The organism is Pseudomonas sp. A (assembly GCF_056270345.1).
Window position 1 is genome coordinate 2436318 of sequence record NZ_CM149873.1, and the last position, 19282, is coordinate 2455599.

Genomic DNA, 19282 nt, shown 5'->3' on the forward strand with positions numbered 1-19282 from the left:
CGGCAGGATCAGCAACAGCGTCGTGGCGAAGAGTATGAGGCCGGCTTGGCGTACCTTGGATTGTCTGAACATGGCGGACCGCCTTCTTGTTGTTATTCCTGAATAACCCTTGGCTTCCTTGTCTAGCGTCGGGTCGATCGCAGCGGCGTGATGGCACGCCGTTCCTGCTTGCCGCGTATATCTGGATATACAACCAACAGTAGGGCCCGCGTCATCCCTGTTTCAGAACCCTTTGTTCTAACAATTTTCATGTCGATTCCTCATGGCATTAAGGCCACTGGCCACCCCGCTGGCACGCTCAGGCTAGACGAGTGCGCGGCAGGGGTTACCAAGGGTTACAGGGCCTACCGTTCGTCCGGACATCCTACTTGCTTGTACGGCCCTTTCGCGTCAGTCTCTACAGCAAATCCCACCCACATGTCGTTCAGGACTACCCCTATGTCGTTACGCATCTGCATCCTTGAAACCGATGTCCTGCGACCGGAGTTGATCGCGCAGTACCAGGGCTACGGCAGGATGTTCGAGCAGCTGTTCTCGCGCCAGCCGATCGCGGCCGAATTCGATGTGTACAACGTGATGAACGGCGACTATCCCCCGGACGGCGAACGCTTCGATGCGTACCTGGTGACCGGCAGCAAGGCCGACTCGTTCGGCGACGATCCGTGGATCCAGACGCTCAAGGCCTACCTGCTCAAGCTCTACGAACGTGGCGAGAAGCTGTTGGGCGTGTGTTTCGGTCACCAGCTGCTGGCGCTGACCCTCGGCGGCAAGGCCGAGCGCGCCGACAAAGGCTGGGGCGTGGGCGTTCACCGCTACAGCCTGGCGGCCCATGCGCCGTGGATGGACCCGCAGGTGTCCGAGCTGACCTTGTTGATCAGCCACCAGGACCAGGTCACCGAGCTGCCCGAAGGGGCCACGGTGATCGCCTCCAGTGACTTCTGCCCGAACGCCGCCTACCACATCCGTGACCAGGTGCTGTGCTTCCAGGGACACCCGGAGTTCGTCCATGACTACTCCCGGGCATTGCTCGACGCGCGACAGGCGTCGCTGGGTAATGAAGTCTATGAGAAGGCGGTGGCCAGCCTGGCCACCGAGCACCAGGGGGATCTGGTGGGCGAGTGGATGCTGCGTTTCGTCCAGCAGCCCGGCAGCCGCGCGATCTGAGATCCGCATCGGCAAGCCCGCACTCATGGAACAATCGCAATTCTTTGATTTGACTGAGGCTGCGTGGGAGCGGGCTTGTCGGAACGCCGCACCGCCCGGATCACCGGCGCAGCCGGTGCCATACATCGCATCGCGGGGCAAGCCCGCTCCCACGCTGTTTCAGTGAAATCTGCAAGTTACTTTTATTCCATTAGAACGGGCTCGCCCGCGATTGGCGTTACAGCCAGCCCGAACGCTTGAAGCTGTAATACAGCCCCGAACAGCCCAGGGCGATCACCCCCAGGACGCCGAAGTAACCGTAGCGCCATGCCAGCTCCGGCATGTTCTCGAAGTTCATCCCGTAGATTCCGGCGACCGCCGTGGGAAACGCCAGGATCGCCGCCCAGGCGGCGAACTTGCGCTGGGTGATGCTTTGCCGTGACGACTCCAGCAGCATGCCGATCTCGATGGTCTGGCTGGCGATGTCGCGGATCCCGGCCAGGTCTTCCATCTGCCGCGTGACATGGATTTGCACGTCGCGAAAGTACGGGCGCATGTTCTTGTCGATGAACGGGAAGCTCAGGCGCTGCAGTTCCTCGCTGATCTCCACCATCGGCGCCACGTAGCGGCGCAGGCGCAGGATGTCGCGGCGCAGGCTGTGCAGGCGCTGGATGTCCTCTTCCTTGAGCGAATTGCTCAGCACGCTCTGTTCCAGCTCCTCGATCTCGCCGTGGATCGCCTCGCTCACCGGCTGGTAGTTCTCGGTGACGAAATCCAGCAGGGCGTAGAGCACGAAGTCCTCGCCGTGCTCGAGCAGCAGCGGACGCGCCTCGCAGCGCTGGCGCACCAGGGCATAGGACTTCGAGTGACCGTTGCGGCAGGTGATGATGTAGCCGTTGCCGGCGAAGATATGGGTCTCGATGAACTCGAGCTTTCCCTCGTGGCGCACCGGCGAGTAGGTGACGATGAACAGCGCGTCGCCGAAGGTCTCAAGCTTGGGCCGGCTGTGTTTCTCCAGGGCGTCCTCGATGGCCAGCTCGTGCAGGCCGAACTGGCGCTGCAGGTTGGCCAGTTCCTCGGCGTTGGGCTCTTCCAGGCCGATCCAGACAAAGTGCCCGGGCTTGCGCGCCCATTCGGCGCCCTCGTCGAGGCTGATGTTGGTGACCTTCCTGCCGGCGCTGTACACCGCCGATGCGACGACTCGACCCATGGTTGTCCGCTTATCCGATTGAACACGCTACACAGCTTGGGCTGTGTCGCGGCACGGGGCAAGTCCGCACGCCGATCAGGGCGCGGTGAGCTCGCTTTCCATATGGTCGATGCAATGCTGCATCTGGCTGCGGCATTGCTCGATCAGCGCGGGCAGGTCCTGTTGGGTCAGGCCTGCGGTGGCGATGGGGGCCAGCGAGCGAATGACCACGGTGCGCTGGCGCCAGCTGTTCAGGCCCAGGCGTTGGGTGTAGCGGCTGACGCACACCGGCACGATGGGTACGCCGGCCTCGATGGCCATGTGGAAAGCGCCCTTCTTGAACGCCAGCAACTGCTCGCCGGGGTTGCGCGTGCCTTCGGGGAAGATCCAGATCGAGGTGTCGTCGCGCAGGGTCCGGGTGGTGGTCTGCATGGCCTTGCGCGCCTGGTAGGCGTTCTTGCGGTCGATCAGCACATTGCCGCCCAGCCAGAACAGCTGGCCGAACAGCGGGACCCAGCCCAGGCTCTTCTTGCCGATGGCCACGGTGCGGCGCGGCACCACCTGGCCGATGATGAACAGGTCGTAGTTGGATTGGTGGTTGGCGATGATCACGCAGCCAGGGGGCTGGTCCCACAGCGGGCCGACCTCGGCCTTGACCTTGATGCGCATGAGCCAGGCGGCCGGCACGCTGTACAGGCGGGCGAACAGGCGGCTGTTATCGGGGTTGAACGGACGCAGCAGGCCGATCACCAGACCGACGACACCCACGAGCAGGAAGTGCAGCGCCAACAGGAGCATGCGAAGCATATAAAGCATGGTACGACTCACACCGGACAGTCGCGGCGCAGTGTACGGATGTGCACTGTCAGGGGCAAACACTGCAGTGCCTCTTGTTGGCAGGGCATCTGTGGGAGCGGGTTTACCCGCGAATGCGTTGGTGGATCCACCGACGCATTCGCGGGTAAACCCGCTCCCACAGGTCTTGCATCAGCTGTTCAGATCAGCCCAGGTGGTTCTGATCCGCCAGGATCGCCTCGTCCAGCGCCTCCAGCAGCGCCTTGCGCACTTTGAGCTTGGTGTTCTTGTGCGCCAGCATGTTCAGTTTCTTCATTTCGCGGGCCGCGGTCAGGGCGGTTTCCAGCAACTGCTCGGCAGGCACCACCTTGTCGAGGAAGCCGGCTTCACGGGCGCCCTGCGGATCGAATACCTCGGCATTGTTCACCGAGCGCTGGAAGGCCGCACGGCCCAGGCGGTCACGGGCCAGTTCGATACCGGCATGGTGCATGGTCATGCCGATCTGCACTTCGTTCAGGCAGATCTTGTAGGGGCCTTCGACCCCGATGCGGTAATCACCCGACAGCAGCAGGAAGGCGCCCTTGGCCACGGCATTGCCGGGGCAGGCGACGATCACCGGGAAGGGGTGCGACAGCAGGCGACGGGCCAGGGTGGAGCCGGCGGTGACCAGGCCGACGGCCTCCTTGGGGCCGGCGGTCATCACCTTGAGGTCGTAGCCGCCAGAGAGAATGCCCGGCTGGCCGGTGATGATCACCACCGCGCGCTCCTCGACGGCGCGGTCGAGCGCGGCATTAAAGGCTTTAATGACATCCGGGGAGATGGCGTTGACCTTGCCGTTGTTCAGGGTCAGGGTGGCGATGCCGTCTTCGGCGTGGTAGGTAATCAGCTCGCTCATGGCAGAGTCCTTTGGAGGGCGTGGCGGTGACGTTACCCAGCGGCACCGGCCAGGTAAAGCGCCAAGACTGACTGGTCAGTCAGCGGCGGGAGCTTGTGCCTTGTGCCATCGGGGCAGGGGCGCGGGGAGTGGGAAAAGCGCTGGGCACAATGGCAGCATTGCCCTGATTGCCCCGGTATTTCGGTCGATTGGCTTAAGCGCATGAAAATTCTGAAAAAAATGCTTGCCAAAGGAAAAGGCTTCTACTAAATTAGCGCGCCTCGACAGGCTGAATAGCTTGAAGAGAAAACGGTGAAGTGTCCGAGTGGTCGAAGGAGCACGCCTGGAAAGTGTGTATACGAGAAATCGTATCAAGGGTTCAAATCCCTTCTTCACCGCCACATTCTACGAGAAGCCCCCGAATCGAAAGGTTCGGGGGCTTTTTGTTTGTCTCGCGTTTTTGTTGAAGCCCTGATCGCGGGGCAAGCCCGCTCCCTTTGGCGTGGGAGCGGGCTTGCCCCGCGATGGCGCTGTCAGAAACTGACGGAAGCCGACAGCCGTGCCGTGCGCGGCGCCCCCTGGAACAGGTAGTTGTCGCCCAGGTAGTCGCCCACGTCGCGCCAGTAGCGCTTGTCGAAGACGTTGTCCACGGTCAGGCGCAGCACGGTGTCGTAGCCGCCGATGGTCGTGCGGTAGCGGCTGCCGACATCGAACACGGTATAGCCGCCGACTTCGGCGTCGCTCGTGTGGCTGGCGTACTTGCTGGCGCTGTAGCGGGCGCCGCCGAGCAGGGCCAGGCCGGGCACGGGCAGGGCGTAGTCGGCCTGCAGCGCCGCGCGCAGGCGCGGGACGTTGATTGCCTGGTGACCTTCGTAGGCGTCGGTGTCGCTGTTCTGCACGCGGGCGCGGATCGCTGCGGCGCTGGCCTGGATCTGCAGGTTGGAGGTCACCCAGCCGCTGGCGCCGAGTTCTAGACCTGTATTTTTCTGCTGGCCCGATTGCACGTAGGTCGGCGCCGGGGTGTCGTCGGGGCGGGCATATTGGTAGGCCTGGCGGATCTGGAACAGCGCCGCGCTGAAGCTCATGCCCTGCCATTCACGTTTGATGCCGACTTCGAGCTGGCGCGACAGGGTCGGGGCGAGGATCTCGGCGGCGTTGCTGGCGAACCAGGGCGCAGTGCCGCCTGCGGAAAGGCCTTTCGAATAACTGGCGTAGAGCGTGGTATCGGACTGTGGCTTGTAGATCAGTGCCGCATTGGGCAGCAACTGGTACTGCTGGGTATGCCGTCCGGCGACACCGTTCTCGTTCCAGGTCTTCTCGTCCAGCCGGACCTCCCGGGCACCGATCACGGTCTGCCAGTGTTCGTTGAAGGTGATGCGGTCGCTGAAGAACAGGCCGTACTGGCGGCTGTCGAGGCGGCGCTCGCTGGCGCCGATCGGTTTGCCGGAAGGTGCGTAGGCTGGCGCATTGGTGTTGATATTGCCGCTGCCGATCCATTCGTTGTAGTACGGGCGCTGATCCAGCGTGCGGCGTTGCGCGCTGGTACCCACGGTCAGCTCATGGCTCACGCCCAGGGCGTCGAAGCGCCCATCGAGGGTGGCCTGTGCCTCGTCGATGCGCCGGGTGTCGTCGGGACTGCGGAAATCGTAGATGTCGTAGTCGCCGTTGCTGCCGAAGAAGGCGCCTTCGCTCGAACCCCAGGCAAAGGCACTGTAGTCGTCGATCACCACCTTGCTGCGCGAAGCGCTCAAGGTGCCGTTCCAGTTGTCGTTGAACTGATACTTGAAGCGCCCGCCCAGGTTCAGCGAGTCGTTCTGCACCGGCTTGGCCCAGGACTGCCAGGCCAGGTGATCCTTGGGGTCGACGTTGTGGGGCAACTGCTTGCCGCCGAGCAGTTGGTAACCTGGTACCGAATATTGCTCACGGTGCTGGTATTCAGCGTCCAGCTCCAGCACGGCATTCGGGTTGATCTGCCAGTCGAGCGCCAGGGAGGCGAAATCCCGCTTGCCGTCGGCGTGGTCGACATAGGAGCGGATGTCCTCGTGGGCCAGGTTGACCCGCAGACCGAACTGGCGCTCGGCGCCGAACCAGCCGCCCAGGTCGGTGGCCAGGTAGCGTTCGCCCTGCTCGTTGCTCGAAACCGTGACCGAGCGTACGTCCTCGGCACGCTTGGTCACATAGTTGACCAGCCCACCGGGCTCCGACACGCCGCTCTGCAGCCCCGACAGCCCCTTGAGCAGCTCCACCTGCTGCTTGTTCTCCAGCGCCACGTTCTGCTCGCCGGCGATGGTCTGGCCGTTGATCCGGTAGCTGCTGGCGGCGTTGAGCTCGAAGCCGCGCACGTTGAAGTTCTCGTAGTAGCCGATCGGCGCGTAGCTTTCGCCCACCGAGGCATCGCTTTGCAGCACTTCGCTCAGCTTGCGCACCTGGCGGTCGTCCAGCAGCTGGCGGCTGAACACGCTGACCGAGGCCGGGGTGTCGAGCAGCGGCGCGCTGTGCAGGCCGCCGACCTGGGCTTCGCGTGCCTGGTAGCCGCTGTTGTCCTGAACCTCGGAGATGCGCACCGGGGCCAGGGTCACGCTGTCCTCGGCCAGGCCCTGGCCAGTGTGCAGGGCAAGGCCCAGGCCGAGCAGGCCAAGGGGCAGGCGGGGGCGAAGCGGGGTCATGCAAGGCTCCTTGAAAAGTGGACGCGCCGTTATCGCTCGGCAGCTGTCGGGCAGGCAGAAGGGCGCCATGGTAGCAGGCTGCCAGGGGAGGGATTCGAGGTTTCAGGGGAAACGTTCGTATGGCTGATGCAAGCCCGCTCTCATGGAACAAAACATAATTCTTTGATTTGACTGGGGCAGCGTGGGAGCGGGCTTGCCCCGCGATGCGGCGTTTGGCACCGGCTTCGCCGGTGATCGCGGGGCAAGTCGCATCGGCGCACCGCCGCTCCCACGCTGGAACCTTGTTCCCTGCGCGACAGCGCAGCCCGGAAGGCTGTGTGATCTCCTACAGATGCATCTGCCCCTGTTGGAGCCGGCTTGCCGGTAATCGGGCTTGTAATGTCAGAACGAACGAAGCGGCCGTTGATTCAGGCCGCCGCCGGCCGCTGGTGCCGGCGCCAGTTGTCGTCGATCTTCGACCAGGTCTTGCCGTCGGTGATGGCCAGCAGCTTGCGGCCATCCTTGAAGGTGGCGAGGAAGGTGACTTCCTCCTCCTTGCCGCCCAGCAGCAGGCCAGCCAGCAGGCCGACCGGGCCGGCCACCAGGGCGCCGGCCACGCCCCAGCCCAGGGCGCCACCGAGGCTGCGGGTCGATTCGAGGTTGGCCAGCTTCAGGTCCTTGATCCGCGCCAGCGAAATGCGCTCGCCGGGCGAGGGGCTGCGCGGGGTCTTGAGAGTGAGCGCTCCATTGCGATACTCGCCTTCACCTTGCAAGAAATCGCCGGATTGCACCGTGAGTCTTGTCATTGCGTCGTCCTGTCAGGAAGGGGTCGTTGACCAACGCCTACTGAGCGCTTGCCACGCCGGCAAGTCAACGAGCAGGCGACGGAGGGTCGTGTGGCGGGTTGTCGCGCAGTAAAGCGCATAGACGAGCGAGCGGTGGTGCTCAACAAGTGAAAGTCGCATTTTCGAAAGTAAACTTCGAACCGTTGTCTATAACTGTCATGGGGCATGACTGTAACTAATGCTTATCGCTGGCGCCGTTGATCCATCGCAGTTTGCGCAAATTAGTACGGCGCAGTTTAATTTTCGAAAACGAAAAAATGACGTCAAAAAACGCTGGACATCAAGTTTCAATGTGTGTCAGTTTTTTTGCGCCTCATAAAGGCGAGTGACAGGAAGTTCTCGCCCGGTGGGAGAACCCTGTCGGACATCAACTGCTTTTTTGTACACAAGGAAGTAATCTGCATGTCGAAAGTCAAAGAAAACGCCATTGTTTCCGCCGTTTCCGCACTGCAACCGAAGGGCCCAAGTTCTTCCTTCGGCCTGATCGACAGCTTTGCCCACCAGTACGACCGCGGCGGCGCGAACATCAATGGCAAGAAGTCCTTCACGGCCGACCAGGCCGCCGATCACATCCTGCGTGACGGCGCTTCCTGGAAAGACCTGAACAAGGACGGCACGATCAGCCTCACCTACACCTTCCTGACCAAGGCACCGGCGGACTTCTACAGCCGCGGACTGGGCACCTTCAGCCAGTTCAGCGACCTGCAGAAGCAACAAGCCAAGCTGTCCATGCAGTCCTGGGCGGACGTGGCCAAGGTCACCTTCACCGAGGCGGCATCGGGTGGCGATGGCCACATGACCTACGGCAACTTCAGCGCCAGCAACGGCGGCGCGGCATTCGCCTACCTGCCGTTCGACGGCCCGGGCTCGCACAAGGGTGAATCCTGGTACCTGATCAACAGCGGCTACCAGGTCAACATCAACCCGGGCACCGGCAACTACGGTCGTCAGACCCTGACCCACGAGATCGGTCACGTACTGGGCCTGTCCCACCCTGGCGACTACAACGCCGGCGAGGGCAACCCGACCTACCGTGATGCCGACTACGCCCAGGACACCCGTGGCTACAGCATCATGAGCTACTGGAGCGAGAGCAACAACGGCCAGAACTTCATCAAGGGTGGCGGTCAGTACTACGCCTCGGCCCCGCTGATGGACGACATCCTGGCGATCCAGAAGCTCTACGGCGCCAACTACGCCACCCGTGCCAACGACACCACCTACGGCTTCAACTCCACCGCTGATCGCGACTTCTACTCGGCCACCTCGGCCTCGTCGAAGCTGGTGTTCTCGGTGTGGGACGGTGGCGGCAACGACACCTTCGACTTCTCCGGGTTCACCCAGAACCAGAAGATCAACCTCAACGAAGCGTCGTTCTCCGACGTCGGCGGCATGGTCGGCAACGTCTCCATCGCCAAGGGCGTGACCATTGAAAACGCCTTCGGTGGCTCGGGCAACGACCTGCTGATCGGCAACGCGCTGGCCAACGTGCTCAAGGGTGGTGCCGGCAACGACATCATCTACGGCGGCGGCGGTGCCGACCAACTGTGGGGCGGCAGCGGCTCGGACACCTTCGTGTTCGCGGCTGTCAGCGACTCGACCAAGGCGGCGCCGGATCGCATCATGGACTTCACCTCGGGCGTGGACAAGATCGACCTGTCGGCCATCTCCGCGTTCGCCGTGAACAAGCTGCCGCTGCAGTTCGTCAACGCCTTTACCGGTCATGCCGGCGAGGCGCTGCTGACCTACGACCAGGCCACCAACCTGGGCAGCCTGTCCATCGACTTCACCGGAAACAGCTCGGCTGACTTCCTGGTGACCACCGTTGGCCAGGCCGCTGTCACCGACATCGTGGTCTGATGCAACAGGGGGCGGCGCTCGCGCGTCGCCCCTTTTGCCGGTGAGGCGAACCAATGAAAGCAAACCTGAAAACGATCGCGCTGGCCGCGATCCCCATGGTGTCGATGACCGAGGTAGTCATGGCGAGCAGCCTGTTACTCCCCAACGCCGCGCAACTGGCCGGCCGTTGGCAGCTTTACCCCGAACAGCAGCAGACGCAGGCCTGCGACCTGCGTCTTGGCGCCACGGAAGGCGAAATCGAAGGTGACCTGGAGTGCGCCAAGGGGCTGATAGGCCTGCGCCCCGGCAGCTGGCTGGTGACCCCCGACACCCTGGCCCTGGTGGGCGGTGACGGCAGCAGCGTGGTGCATTTCAGCCGCGAAGGTGCCCAGCGCTACGCCTGGACCACCCCGGACGGCAAGCAACTGGTGCTCGAGCGCCTCGACAAATAATTCCCACCTGGAACTAAAAAGTTCCAGGCGAGCCAGGGCGAAACATGAAACTACCGAGCCAAAAGCCCGGGGCGCCTTTGTGGGCGGCACTCGGCGAACATAAGTCAACCTTGATCAGCGTGGGCTGTTTCACGGCATTGATCAACTTGCTCATGCTGGTGCCGTCGATTTATATGCTTCAAGTGTACGACCGTGTACTGAGTTCGCAGAGCACCACAACTTTGTGGGTGCTTACCCTGATGGTGGTCGGCTTCTTCGTTTATATAGGCGGGCTTGAAGCAGTCCGCAGTTTCATTGTCATCCGCGTGGGCAACCAGTTGGAGAAAAGTTTCAACTTGAAGGTCTACCGCGCCGCCTTCGAGCGCAACTTGCGCCAGCGCGACGGCTCCGCCGGGCAGGCCCTGGGCGATCTGACCCAGCTGCGCCAGTTCATCACCGGCCCCGCGCTGTTCGCCTTCTTCGATGCGCCCTGGTTCCCCATCTACCTGGCGGTGATCTTCGCCTTCAACGTCTGGCTGGGGGTGATGGCCACGGTCGGCGCGCTGCTGCTGATCGCCCTGGCGATCCTCAACGAACGCCTCACCCATGCCACCCTGGCCGAGGCCAGTGGCTTCCAGTTGCAATCGACGCAGTTGGCCGGCAGCCAGCTGCAAAGCGCCGAGAGCATCCAGGCCATGGGCATGCTCGGCGCCCTGCGCCAGCGCTGGTACACCTTGCACGGGCGCTTCCTCGACCTGCAGAACAAGGCCAGCGATACGTCGGCGGTGATCACCGCCACCAGCAAGGGCCTGCGCCTGTGCCTGCAATCGCTGGTGCTGGGGCTGGGCGCGCTGCTGGTGATCGAGGGGCAGATGACCCCGGGCATGATGATCGCCGGCTCCATCCTGATGGGCCGGGTACTCGCCCCGATCGACCAGCTGATCGCGGTGTGGAAGCAGTGGAGCGGCGCGCAGCTGGCCTACCAGCGCCTGGACGTCCTGCTGCGCGAGCACCCCGAGCCGCCGACGCCGATGCCGCTGCCGGTGCCTACCGGACAACTGGCGGTGGAGCAGGTCAGCGCCGGCCCGCCCGGGCGCAACCTGGCCACCCTGCAGCAGGTGAACTTCGCCCTGGCACCGGGTGAACTGCTCGGCGTGCTGGGCGCTTCGGGCTCGGGCAAGTCGACCTTGGCCAAGGTGCTGGTCGGCGTGTGGCCGACGATGAGCGGCCATGTGCGCCTCGACGGCGCCGAGCTCAGTCAGTGGGACCGCGATGCCCTGGGCCCGCACATCGGCTACCTGCCGCAGAATATCGAACTGCTGCGCGGCAGCATCGCCGAGAACATCGCCCGCTTCGGCGAGCTGGACGGCATCAAGGTGGTCGAGGCGGCCCGGCTGGCCGGCGTGCATGATTTGATCCTGCGCCTGCCCCAGGGCTACGACACGCGCCTGGGCGAGGAGGGCGTCGACCTCTCCGGCGGGCAGAAGCAGCGCATCGCCCTGGCCCGCGCCCTGTACGGCGATGCCCGGCTGATCGTGCTCGACGAGCCCAACTCCAACCTCGACAGCCACGGCGAGGCCGCGCTGGCCAGCGCCATCGTCCAGCTCAAGGCCCAGGGTCGCACCGTGGTGCTGGTGACCCACCGCAGCGCGGCGCTGGCCCAGGCCGACAAGCTGCTGGTGATGAACGAAGGGCGCATGCAGGGCTTCGGCCCGGCCCGCGACATTCTCCACGCCATGGGCCAGGCCCCGGCGCAACGCCCGCTGCAAGCCGGAGGTGGCGCATGAGCCAGCACACCCGTGATGCACGTTTCCATGTTCGCCTGGGGTGGTTGCTGACCCTGGTCGGTTTCGGCGGTTTCATGGCCTGGGCCAGCCTCGCCCCGCTCGACCAGGGCGTGCCGGTGCAGGGCACCGTGGTGGTATCGGGCAAGCGCAAGGCGGTGCAGTCGATGGCCGCCGGGGTGGTCAGCCGCATTCTGGTCAGCGAAGGCCAGCAGGTACGCCAGGGCGAGCCGCTGTTCCGCCTCGACCGCACCCAGGTGCAGGCCGATGTCGACGCGCTGCAGGCCCAGTACCGCATGACCCGCGCCGCCCTGGCGCGCTGGCAGAGCGAGCGCGACAACCTGGGGCAGGTGCAGTTTCCCGCAGAGCTGCTGGAAGATTCCGACGCCCGCCTGGCACTGATTGTCGAAGGCCAGCGCCAGCTGTTCGACAGCCGCCGCCAGGCCCAGGCTCGCGAGCAGGGCGCCCTGGCCGCCAGCATCGACGGCTCCCAGGCCCAGCTGACCGGCATGCGCCGCGCGCGCAGCGACCTGCAGGCTCAGGCCGATTCGCTGCGCGAGCAGCTCGACAGCCTGCGCCCGCTGGCCGGCGACGGCTACATCCCGCGCAACCGCGTGCTCGAGTACCAGCGCCAGTTGTCGCAGGTGCAGCGCGACCTGGCGCAGAACGCCGGCGAGAGCGCGCGCCTGGAGCAGGTGATCGTCGAGTCCCGGCTCAACCTGCAACAGCGCCGCGAGGAGTACCAGAAGGAGGTGCGCACGCAACTGGCCGACGCTCAGGTCAAGGCCGCGACCCTGGAACAGCAGCTCAACTCCGCGCACTTCGAGTTGCAGCACAGCGAGATCCTGGCGCCGGCCGACGGCGTGGCGGTCAACCTCGGCGTACATACCGAAGGCGCCGTGGTGCGAGCTGGCGACACCCTGCTGGAAATCGTGCCCCAGGGCACCGCGCTGGAAGTGGAAGGGCGCCTGCCGGTGAACCTGGTGGACAAGGTGGCGCCGCAACTGCCGGTGGACATCCTGTTCACCGCCTTCAACCAGAACCGCACGCCACGGGTGACCGGGGAGGTGGCGCTGGTGTCGGCCGACCAGCTGATCGACGAGCGCAGCGGCCAGCCGTACTACGTGCTGCGCAGCACCGTCAGCGAAGAAGCGCTGGCGCGTCTCGAGGGGTTGGCAATCCGTCCGGGCATGCCTGCCGAGCTGTTCGTGCGTACCGGTGAGCGCTCGCTGCTCAACTACCTGTTCAAACCCCTGCTCGACCGTGCAGGTACCGCCTTGACCGAACAATAAGGACCGCCCAGTGAAGAAGTTCCCACTGACCGGGCTGCTGCTGGCCTGCGCCTGGCTGCCGACCATCGCCCTGGCCGGCATGGGGCCGTTCCAGGTGTACGAGCAGGCCCTGCGCCGCGACCCGACCTACCTCGCCGCCTTCAAGGCCCGCGAGGCTGGTCAGGAATACCGGGCCATCGGCCGCGCTGGCCTGCTGCCGAACATCTCGTACAGCTACAACAAGGGGCGCAACGATTCCGAGGTGCGCTACCTGGGGGATTCGCGGCGGCAAAAGGAAGACCGCAACTACAACAGCATGGGTTCGACCTTCATCCTCCAGCAGCCGCTGTTCGACTACGAGGCGTATTCGAGCTACCGCAAGGGTGTGGCCCAGGCGTTGTTCGCCGACGAAAGCTTCCGTGACCAGAGCCAGCAGTTGCTGGTGCGGGTGATGACCAACTACACCCAGGCGTTGTTCGCCCAGGACCAGATTGCCATCAGCGTGGCCAGCAAGCAGGCCTACCGCCAGCAGTTCCAGCAGAACCAGCGTCTGTTCGACGCCGGCGAAGGCACCCGCACCGACATCCTCGAAGCCCAGGCCCGCTACGAGCTGGCCGACGCCGAGGAGATCAAGGCGCGCAACGAGCAGGATGCCGCGCTGCGCGAGCTGGGCGCGTTGATCGGCGAGCCGGCGGTGCGGGTCGAGGACCTGGCGCCGCTGCGCCTGGGCTTCGCCCTGCCGGTGGTCGACCCCAGCGGCTACGAGGCGTGGCAGGAGCGGGCCCTGGCCAACAACCCACAACTGGCCTCGTCACGCCAGGCGCTGGAAGTGGCGCGTTACGAAGTCGAGCGCAACCGTGCCGGGCACCTGCCCAAGGTCACCGCGTTCGCCACCTCGCGGCGCCAGGAGTCGGACAGCGGTAACACCTACAACCAGCGCTACGACACCAACACCGTGGGTATCGAAGTCAGCGTGCCGATCTTCGCCGGGGGCGGCGTGCTGGCCTCGACCCGCCAGGCCAGCCGGCACCTGGAGCAGGCCGAGTACGAGCTTGATGGCAACACCCGCAGCGCGCTGATCGAGCTGCGCAGGCAGTACAACGCTTGCGAGTCCGGCGCCAGCCGCCTGCGCGCCTACGAACGGGCGCTGGTGGCGGCCGAAGCGCTGGTGGTCTCCACGCGCAAGAGCGTGCAGGGCGGCGAGCGGGTCAACCTGGACGTGCTCAACGCCGAGCAGCAGTTGGCCACTACCCGCCGCGACCTGGCCCAGGCGCGCTACGACTACCTGCTGGCTTGGATCAAACTGCATTACCAGGCCGGGGTGCTGAGCGAGACGCAGCTGGCGCGGGTGGATGAAGCGTTCATCGAGGGCAAGTCAGGCTGACCAGACCATGCGCAAATCCCCGTAGGAGCGGCCTCGTGCCGCGAAAGGGGTGCGAAGCGCCCCCAGGATTCGAGCATCAAGCTGATACTGCCGGGGTCGCTACGCAGCCCTTTCGCGACACAAGGCCGCTCCTACAGGGGGGACATCCCGGCGCTCAGGCGTTTCCCCCGCTTGCGCTCAGCCAACCCCCACACCACCAGCGCCAGCGCGCCGATCACCAGCCCGGCCACCACGATCCCGTCCCAGCCATGCACCTCGAACAGCTGCGTCCCCAGCAACGACCCCAGCGCCCCACCAATGAAGTAACAGGTGATATACCCGGCATTGAGCCGCGTACGCGCCTCCGGCCGCAGCACGATCACCGCGTTCTGGTTGCTCACGTGCACCAGCTGCACTGCCAGGTCGAGCAGCAGCACCCCCACCAGCAACGCCACCAGCGAGCTCTGCGCGAACCCCAGCGGTACCCACGACAGCAGCAGCGCCACCAGCCCCACGGTGGTGCCCAGCGGCCCCTTGCCTCGATCAGCCAGGCGCCCGGCCCAGTTGGCTGCCAGCGCACCGACCGCCCCGGCCAGGCCAAACAGGCCGATCACCGCGTCGGAATAGTGATAGGGCGCATCGCTCAGCAGGAACGCCAGCGGCGTCCAGAACAGCGCGAACAGGCTGAACGCCAGCAACCCCAGCAGCGAGCGCAGGCGCAACACCGGCTCCTCGACGAACAGGCGGAACACCGAGCCGATCAGCGCCGGGTACTTGAGCCCCGCATGGCTGTGGTGTTGCGGCAGGCTGCGGTACAGGGCGATGGCGCTGATCGCCATCAGCACCGCCGCCAGCACGTAGATGCTGCGCCAGCCACCCAGCTCGGCCATGAAGCCGGCGGCGGTGCGCGCCAGCAGGATGCCCAGCAACAGCCCGCTCATCAGCGTGCCCACGGCGCGGCCGCGTTGCTCCGGGGCGCTCAGGGCGGCGGCCATGGGCACCAATACCTGGGCCACCACCGAGAACAGCCCGGTCAGCGCGGTGCCGAACAGCAGCCACGGCAGGCTTGGCGCGCAGGCGCTGATCAGCAGCCCGGCGGTGGCGATCAGCACCATGGTGACGATCAGCCGGCGCTGCTCGAACAGGTCACCCAGCGGCGCCAGCAACAGCAGCCCGGCGCCGTAGCTGAGCTGGGCGGCGATGACAATGGTGCCGGCGCTGGCGGTGCTCAGGCCGAACTGTTGGGCGATGCTGTGCAGCAGCGGTTGCGCGTAGTAGTTGCTGGCCACGGCCAGGCCGGTTGCGGTGGCCATCAGCAGGATCAGGGCGCGGCCGAGAGTCGGGGTGTTCATGGGTTGTCTCGTTGCAGGCAAGGTTGTGTGGCGACAAGTATCAGGAAGTGTCTTGCATGACGCCAATGTATAGTTTTCAACTTATCCATCTTGAAAGCAGATAGATTGATGAACCTCAAGCAGCTCGAATACGCCCTGGCCGTGGCCGACACCGGCAGTTTCACCCGCGCCGCCGAGCGCTGCCATGTGGTGCAGTCGGCCCTCAGCCACCAGGTGGCGCGGCTGGAGGCACAGTTGGGGGTGAGCCTGTTCGAGCGCAGTTCGCGGCGCGTGCGCCTGACTCCGGCCGGCGAGGCCTTCGTGCTCAGCGCCCGGCCGGCGGTGGCGGCGGCACGGCGGGTGGCCGAGGATGTCGCCGCCGCCTGCGGACAGGTGCGTGGACGCCTGTCGATCGGCGAGATCAGCTCGCTCACAGCGCTCGACCTGGTCGATCTGCTGGCGGTGTTCCATGAGCGTTATCCGGATGTGGACGTGCGCTGGTTGACCGCCAAGAGCGAGTTGCTGATGGCGGACGTCTGCGAACGGCGCCTGGACGTGGGTTTCATCGGCCTGTGGCAGGGCGAGGCGCTGCATGGCGTGCAGCATCGCCTGCTGGCGCGGGAGGAACTGGTGGCGGTGTTGCCGCCCGGCCATCGGCTGGCGGGCAGGGCGCGGCTGGCCCTGGCCGATCTGGCCGACGAGGTGCTGGTGGACTTTCCCGAGGGCACCGGGGCGCGCCGGCAGACCGATGAGGCGTTCCAGGCGGCGGGGTTGCAGCATCGGGTGCAGTTCGAGATTGGCCATATTCGCCTGGTGGAAAAATTCGTCCAGCGCGGGATGGCGCTGGGGTTGGTGCCCGAGCGTATCGCCCGGGGTTTTCAGGGGGTGGCCATGGTGCCGCTGGTGGATGCGCCGGTGCGGCATCTGTACGCGGTCTGGTCGCCGAGCCCCACGCCCGCGGCGCGGGCTTTTCTCGATGTTCTGGAAGAGCGTCTGGCGGCCACTCAAATGTGACCTGCACCGGCCCTTTCGCGGGCATAGCCCGCTCCCACAGGCGTGGCGCGTGGCTTGAGGGCTGCACGGTCGCTGTGGGAGCGGCTTCAGCCGCGAACACCGGCGCAGCCGGTGCCAGGCACCGCGTCGCCTGCTTCGCGGGTAAACCCGCTCCCACAGGGATCGCGCCAGATTCTAAAAATTGAGCAAGACAGTTGCTCCCACAGGTATTGCACTTTCCCTGTGGGAGCGGGCTTGCCCGCGAAAGGGCCGGTACAGGTAAACCGGTCGATCAGGCCGCAAACCCACCATCGGCCAGCAGGCTCGCCCCGGTGATGTATCCCGCTTCAGGCCCCGCCAGGTAGGCAACAAAGCTGGCGATTTCATCCGCCTGCCCGTAGCGCCCGATGGCCATCAACGGAATCAGGCTCTCGGCGAACTCGCCGCTGGCCGGGTTCATGTCGGTGTCCACCGGCCCCGGCTGCACATTGTTGACGGTGATCCCCTGCGGCCCCAGGTCCCGGGCCAGGCCCTTGGTCAGGCCCACCAGCGCCGACTTGCTCATGGCATAGGGTGCGCCGCCGGCGAACGGCATGCGCTCGGCGTTGGTACTGCCGATGTTGATGATCCGTCCACCCTTGCCCATGTGCTTCACCGCTGCCTGGGTGGCCACGAACACGCTGCGCACGTTGATCGCCAGCAGGCGGTCGAAGTCGGCCAGGTCGAATTCGGCCACTGGCGCCACCGCCAGCACGCCGGCGTTGTTGACCAGGATATCGAGACCGCCGAAGGCCTTGGCGGTGTCGGCCACGGCCTGTTGCACGGCCTGGATGTCGGCGCTGTCGGCGCGCAGGGCCAGGGCCTGGCCGCCGGCGTTGTTGATTTCACCCGCCAGGGCTTCGGCGCTGGCGCTGGAACTGACATAGGTGAAGGCGACCTTGGCGCCGTCGCGGGCCAGGCGGCGGACGATGGCCGCGCCGATACCGCGGGAACCGCCCTGGACCAGGGCCACCTTACCGGTGAGGGGAAGTGCTTGGGACATGCTGATCTCCTGCAGTGAAGCAAGGCCGGATGCCTTGGGATGGACGCAGTATCGGCGCTCGATTACCTGTTGATAAGATGGCAATCGAGTTACTCAGAATAAACCAGGAGTTGATAATGGCCGTGATGGAATCCTTCAGCAGCCTGGAATGCTTTATTCGCAGCGCCGAAGTCGGCAGCTTTGCCGAGGCGGCCAGGCGCCTGTCGCTCACCCCGGCGGCGGTCGGCAAGAACGTCGCCCAGCTGGAGGCGCGGCTCGGTGTGCGGTTGTTCCTGCGCAGCACGCGCAAGTTGACCCTGACCGAGGCCGGTCAGCGCTTTCTGGCCGAAGTGAGCGAGAGCTTTCGCACCATCCAGTACGCGGTGGCCAACCTCGCCAACTGCGAAGGGCATCCCTCGGGCGTGTTGCGGGTCAGCATGGGCACGGTATTCGGGCGCCTGTACGTGTTGCCGCTGCTGGGCGAGTTCCTGGCCCGTTTTCCGGCGGTGACGGCGGACTGGCACTTCGACAATCGCCAGGTCGACCTGATCGGCCAGGGCTTCGACGCCGCCATCGGTGGCGGCTTCGAACTGCCGCCGGGGGTGGTGGCGCGCAAGCTGACCCCGGCACACCGAGTGCTGGTCGCTTCGCCGGGCTACCTGCAACAGCACGGACCACTGAGCCGCCCGGAGCAGTTGCAGGCGTGCGCCGGCATCCTTATCCGCTCGCCGCAGACCGGCCGGGTGCGCAGTTGGCCGCTGACCAGTCGCTGGCAGGAGCAACAGCCGCTGCAACTGCCCCAGCGCCTGACCATGAGCGATTCAGACGCCGCCTGCGCGGTGGCCGAGCAAGGCCTGGGCATCGCCCTGGTCAGCCTGCCGTTCGCCTTGCCCTATCTGACTGCCGGGCGCCTGAGTCGGGTGCTACCGGACTGGTACGTCGACGATGGACATATCAGCCTGTACTACGCCGAGCGCAAGCTGTTGCCGGGCAAGACCCGGGCCTTCATCGATTTCGTGGTGGAGCAGTTCGCCGAGCAGGGGCTGGCGGGGCGGTTCGATGCGTTGCAGAGTCATTGATGGCCATCGCACAGCCCTGTAGGGAATTGCCAACCCTGTGGGAGCAACTGTCTTGCTCAAAATCTAATAGCTTGCGTAATTCCTGTGGGAGCGGGTTTACCCGCGAACACCAGCGAAGCTGGTGCCAGTCACCGCGCTGCCTGCTTCGCGGGTAAACCCGCTCCCACAGGGGCCTGCTAAATCAATGGGCTCACTCAGGCGATATCGATGATGAACTGCACCTGCGCCACTCCAGCCACCACCAGGCTCACCTCGTCATCCACCCGCTTGCCGAGCAGTTGTTGTCCCAGCGGCGCGCGTGGCGTGATCACCGTCACCAGCCCATCCCCCTCGCCGACCTTCAGCCCGGCTCCTTCCGGCCCGAGGAACAGCCGGCGCCGTTGGCCCGACTCATCTTCCAGGGTCACCAGGCAACCGATCTGGATCCCCCGCGCCGGGTCGTAATCGCGCAGCACCCACTGCTGGTAGGTGTGCAACGCCTGGCGGATCTCGGCCGTGCGCCGCGCCTGCCCGGTGGCCAGGTACGACGCCTCAAGCCCCAGGGTGTCGTACTTGTTCTCGGCGATGTTCTCTTCGGCGGTGGCGGCCTCGTAGGCGGTCTGGGCGGCGCGGCGCAGCACCTCCATGTCGAGCTCGAGGGTGGCGATGATGCATTGCAGCAGGCTGGCCTTGTCCATGG

The 19282-nt window shown here is 65.2% G+C and carries 16 protein-coding genes and 1 tRNA gene; 9 read left to right on the forward strand and 8 right to left on the reverse strand.

All coding sequences use genetic code 11. From position 1 onward, the window contains the following. Positions 1–438: 438 nt before the first annotated feature. A complete protein-coding gene (locus AC0MAZ_RS11055) occupies positions 439–1164 on the forward strand; it encodes an amidotransferase (RefSeq protein WP_186733708.1) in 726 nt (241 codons plus the stop codon). 217 nt (positions 1165–1381) lie between these two features. On the opposite strand, the gene AC0MAZ_RS11060 is transcribed toward AC0MAZ_RS11055, so the two are convergent. The 3 genes from AC0MAZ_RS11060 to AC0MAZ_RS11070 form a co-directional block, all read right to left on the reverse strand. Beyond that, positions 1382–2353, reverse strand: coding sequence for a magnesium and cobalt transport protein CorA (locus tag AC0MAZ_RS11060; protein ID WP_050704649.1), 972 nt, complete (start codon positions 2351–2353; stop codon positions 1382–1384). Between the two features lie 75 nt (positions 2354–2428). Then, positions 2429–3148 (reverse strand): lysophospholipid acyltransferase family protein, encoded by a 720-nt coding sequence (locus AC0MAZ_RS11065; RefSeq protein WP_203647590.1) that lies wholly within the window; start codon positions 3146–3148, stop codon positions 2429–2431. A gap of 184 nt (positions 3149–3332) precedes the next feature. Further along, positions 3333–4022, reverse strand: a complete 690-nt coding sequence (locus AC0MAZ_RS11070) for a crotonase/enoyl-CoA hydratase family protein (RefSeq protein ID WP_475861115.1) — start codon at positions 4020–4022, stop codon at positions 3333–3335. Positions 4023–4312: 290 nt separating this feature from the next. On the opposite strand from AC0MAZ_RS11070, the gene AC0MAZ_RS11075 reads away from it, so the two are divergent. After that, positions 4313–4402, forward strand: a tRNA-Ser gene (locus AC0MAZ_RS11075). Between the two features lie 132 nt (positions 4403–4534). On the opposite strand, the gene AC0MAZ_RS11080 is transcribed toward AC0MAZ_RS11075, so the two are convergent. Together AC0MAZ_RS11080 and AC0MAZ_RS11085 are read right to left on the reverse strand one after the other, a co-directional pair. Then, the gene (locus AC0MAZ_RS11080) at positions 4535–6667 is read right to left on the reverse strand and encodes a TonB-dependent siderophore receptor (RefSeq protein WP_475861117.1); all 2133 of its coding nucleotides are present in this window, start codon (positions 6665–6667) and stop codon (positions 4535–4537) included. A 407-nt stretch (positions 6668–7074) separates the two neighbouring features. Next, complete coding sequence (locus AC0MAZ_RS11085) at positions 7075–7452, reverse strand: hypothetical protein (RefSeq protein ID WP_186712839.1); 378 nt, start codon at positions 7450–7452, stop codon at positions 7075–7077. A gap of 441 nt (positions 7453–7893) precedes the next feature. On the opposite strand from AC0MAZ_RS11085, the gene AC0MAZ_RS11090 reads away from it, so the two are divergent. From AC0MAZ_RS11090 to AC0MAZ_RS11110, 5 genes are read left to right on the forward strand one after another with little or no spacing between them, the layout of a single operon-like run. After that, the gene (locus tag AC0MAZ_RS11090; protein WP_203647587.1) at positions 7894–9351 is read left to right on the forward strand and encodes a serralysin family metalloprotease; all 1458 of its coding nucleotides are present in this window, start codon (positions 7894–7896) and stop codon (positions 9349–9351) included. Positions 9352–9404: 53 nt separating this feature from the next. Then, a complete protein-coding gene (locus AC0MAZ_RS11095; RefSeq protein ID WP_232856403.1) occupies positions 9405–9782 on the forward strand; it encodes an AprI/Inh family metalloprotease inhibitor in 378 nt (125 codons plus the stop codon). 44 nt (positions 9783–9826) lie between these two features. Continuing rightward, on the forward strand, positions 9827–11548 hold the full coding sequence (locus AC0MAZ_RS11100) for a type I secretion system permease/ATPase (protein WP_475861120.1): 1722 nt from the start codon (positions 9827–9829) through the stop codon (positions 11546–11548). Continuing rightward, on the forward strand, positions 11545–12837 hold the full coding sequence (locus tag AC0MAZ_RS11105) for an HlyD family type I secretion periplasmic adaptor subunit (protein ID WP_203647584.1): 1293 nt from the start codon (positions 11545–11547) through the stop codon (positions 12835–12837). The genes AC0MAZ_RS11100 and AC0MAZ_RS11105 overlap by 4 nt, the downstream gene beginning before the upstream one ends. A gap of 10 nt (positions 12838–12847) precedes the next feature. Continuing rightward, positions 12848–14200: a TolC family outer membrane protein gene (locus AC0MAZ_RS11110; RefSeq protein ID WP_203647583.1), complete on the forward strand. Its 1353-nt coding sequence runs from the start codon at positions 12848–12850 to the stop codon at positions 14198–14200. A 131-nt stretch (positions 14201–14331) separates the two neighbouring features. Here the strand turns inward: AC0MAZ_RS11110 and AC0MAZ_RS11115 are convergent, their stop codons facing one another. Continuing rightward, positions 14332–15531 carry an MFS transporter gene (locus AC0MAZ_RS11115; RefSeq protein WP_254463845.1) on the reverse strand — a complete coding sequence of 400 codons (1200 nt, stop codon included), beginning with the start codon at positions 15529–15531 and terminating at the stop codon, positions 14332–14334. A 108-nt stretch (positions 15532–15639) separates the two neighbouring features. Here AC0MAZ_RS11115 and AC0MAZ_RS11120 point away from each other — a divergent pair, with 108 nt between their 5' ends. Continuing rightward, complete coding sequence (locus AC0MAZ_RS11120) at positions 15640–16524, forward strand: LysR family transcriptional regulator (protein ID WP_475861122.1); 885 nt, start codon at positions 15640–15642, stop codon at positions 16522–16524. A 271-nt stretch (positions 16525–16795) separates the two neighbouring features. Here the strand turns inward: AC0MAZ_RS11120 and AC0MAZ_RS11125 are convergent, their stop codons facing one another. Then, the gene (locus AC0MAZ_RS11125) at positions 16796–17545 is read right to left on the reverse strand and encodes a 3-oxoacyl-ACP reductase family protein (RefSeq protein ID WP_110736651.1); all 750 of its coding nucleotides are present in this window, start codon (positions 17543–17545) and stop codon (positions 16796–16798) included. 125 nt (positions 17546–17670) lie between these two features. On the opposite strand from AC0MAZ_RS11125, the gene AC0MAZ_RS11130 reads away from it, so the two are divergent. Further along, the gene (locus AC0MAZ_RS11130; RefSeq protein WP_232856448.1) at positions 17671–18603 is read left to right on the forward strand and encodes a LysR family transcriptional regulator; all 933 of its coding nucleotides are present in this window, start codon (positions 17671–17673) and stop codon (positions 18601–18603) included. A 194-nt stretch (positions 18604–18797) separates the two neighbouring features. Here AC0MAZ_RS11130 and AC0MAZ_RS11135 read toward each other — a convergent pair whose 3' ends face one another. Next, on the reverse strand, positions 18798–19280 hold the full coding sequence (locus tag AC0MAZ_RS11135) for a GreA/GreB family elongation factor (protein ID WP_475861123.1): 483 nt from the start codon (positions 19278–19280) through the stop codon (positions 18798–18800). Positions 19281–19282: the final 2 nt, after the last annotated feature.

Bases quoted from the DNA above. Each gene is read 5' to 3' on its own strand.
- AC0MAZ_RS11055 (WP_186733708.1), top strand. From the start codon at position 439: ATGTCGTTACGCATCTGCATCCTTGAAACCGATGTCCTGCGACCGGAG.
- AC0MAZ_RS11060 (WP_050704649.1), bottom strand. From the start codon at position 2,353: ATGGGTCGAGTCGTCGCATCGGCGGTGTACAGCGCCGGCAGGAAGGTC.
- AC0MAZ_RS11065 (WP_203647590.1), bottom strand. From the start codon at position 3,148: ATGCTTTATATGCTTCGCATGCTCCTGTTGGCGCTGCACTTCCTGCTC.
- AC0MAZ_RS11070 (WP_475861115.1), bottom strand. From the start codon at position 4,022: ATGAGCGAGCTGATTACCTACCACGCCGAAGACGGCATCGCCACCCTG.
- AC0MAZ_RS11080 (WP_475861117.1), bottom strand. From the start codon at position 6,667: ATGACCCCGCTTCGCCCCCGCCTGCCCCTTGGCCTGCTCGGCCTGGGC.
- AC0MAZ_RS11085 (WP_186712839.1), bottom strand. From the start codon at position 7,452: ATGACAAGACTCACGGTGCAATCCGGCGATTTCTTGCAAGGTGAAGGC.
- AC0MAZ_RS11090 (WP_203647587.1), top strand. From the start codon at position 7,894: ATGTCGAAAGTCAAAGAAAACGCCATTGTTTCCGCCGTTTCCGCACTG.
- AC0MAZ_RS11095 (WP_232856403.1), top strand. From the start codon at position 9,405: ATGAAAGCAAACCTGAAAACGATCGCGCTGGCCGCGATCCCCATGGTG.
- AC0MAZ_RS11100 (WP_475861120.1), top strand. From the start codon at position 9,827: ATGAAACTACCGAGCCAAAAGCCCGGGGCGCCTTTGTGGGCGGCACTC.
- AC0MAZ_RS11105 (WP_203647584.1), top strand. From the start codon at position 11,545: ATGAGCCAGCACACCCGTGATGCACGTTTCCATGTTCGCCTGGGGTGG.
- AC0MAZ_RS11115 (WP_254463845.1), bottom strand. From the start codon at position 15,531: ATGAACACCCCGACTCTCGGCCGCGCCCTGATCCTGCTGATGGCCACC.
- AC0MAZ_RS11120 (WP_475861122.1), top strand. From the start codon at position 15,640: ATGAACCTCAAGCAGCTCGAATACGCCCTGGCCGTGGCCGACACCGGC.
- AC0MAZ_RS11125 (WP_110736651.1), bottom strand. From the start codon at position 17,545: ATGTCCCAAGCACTTCCCCTCACCGGTAAGGTGGCCCTGGTCCAGGGC.
- AC0MAZ_RS11130 (WP_232856448.1), top strand. From the start codon at position 17,671: ATGGAATCCTTCAGCAGCCTGGAATGCTTTATTCGCAGCGCCGAAGTC.
- AC0MAZ_RS11135 (WP_475861123.1), bottom strand. From the start codon at position 19,280: ATGGACAAGGCCAGCCTGCTGCAATGCATCATCGCCACCCTCGAGCTC.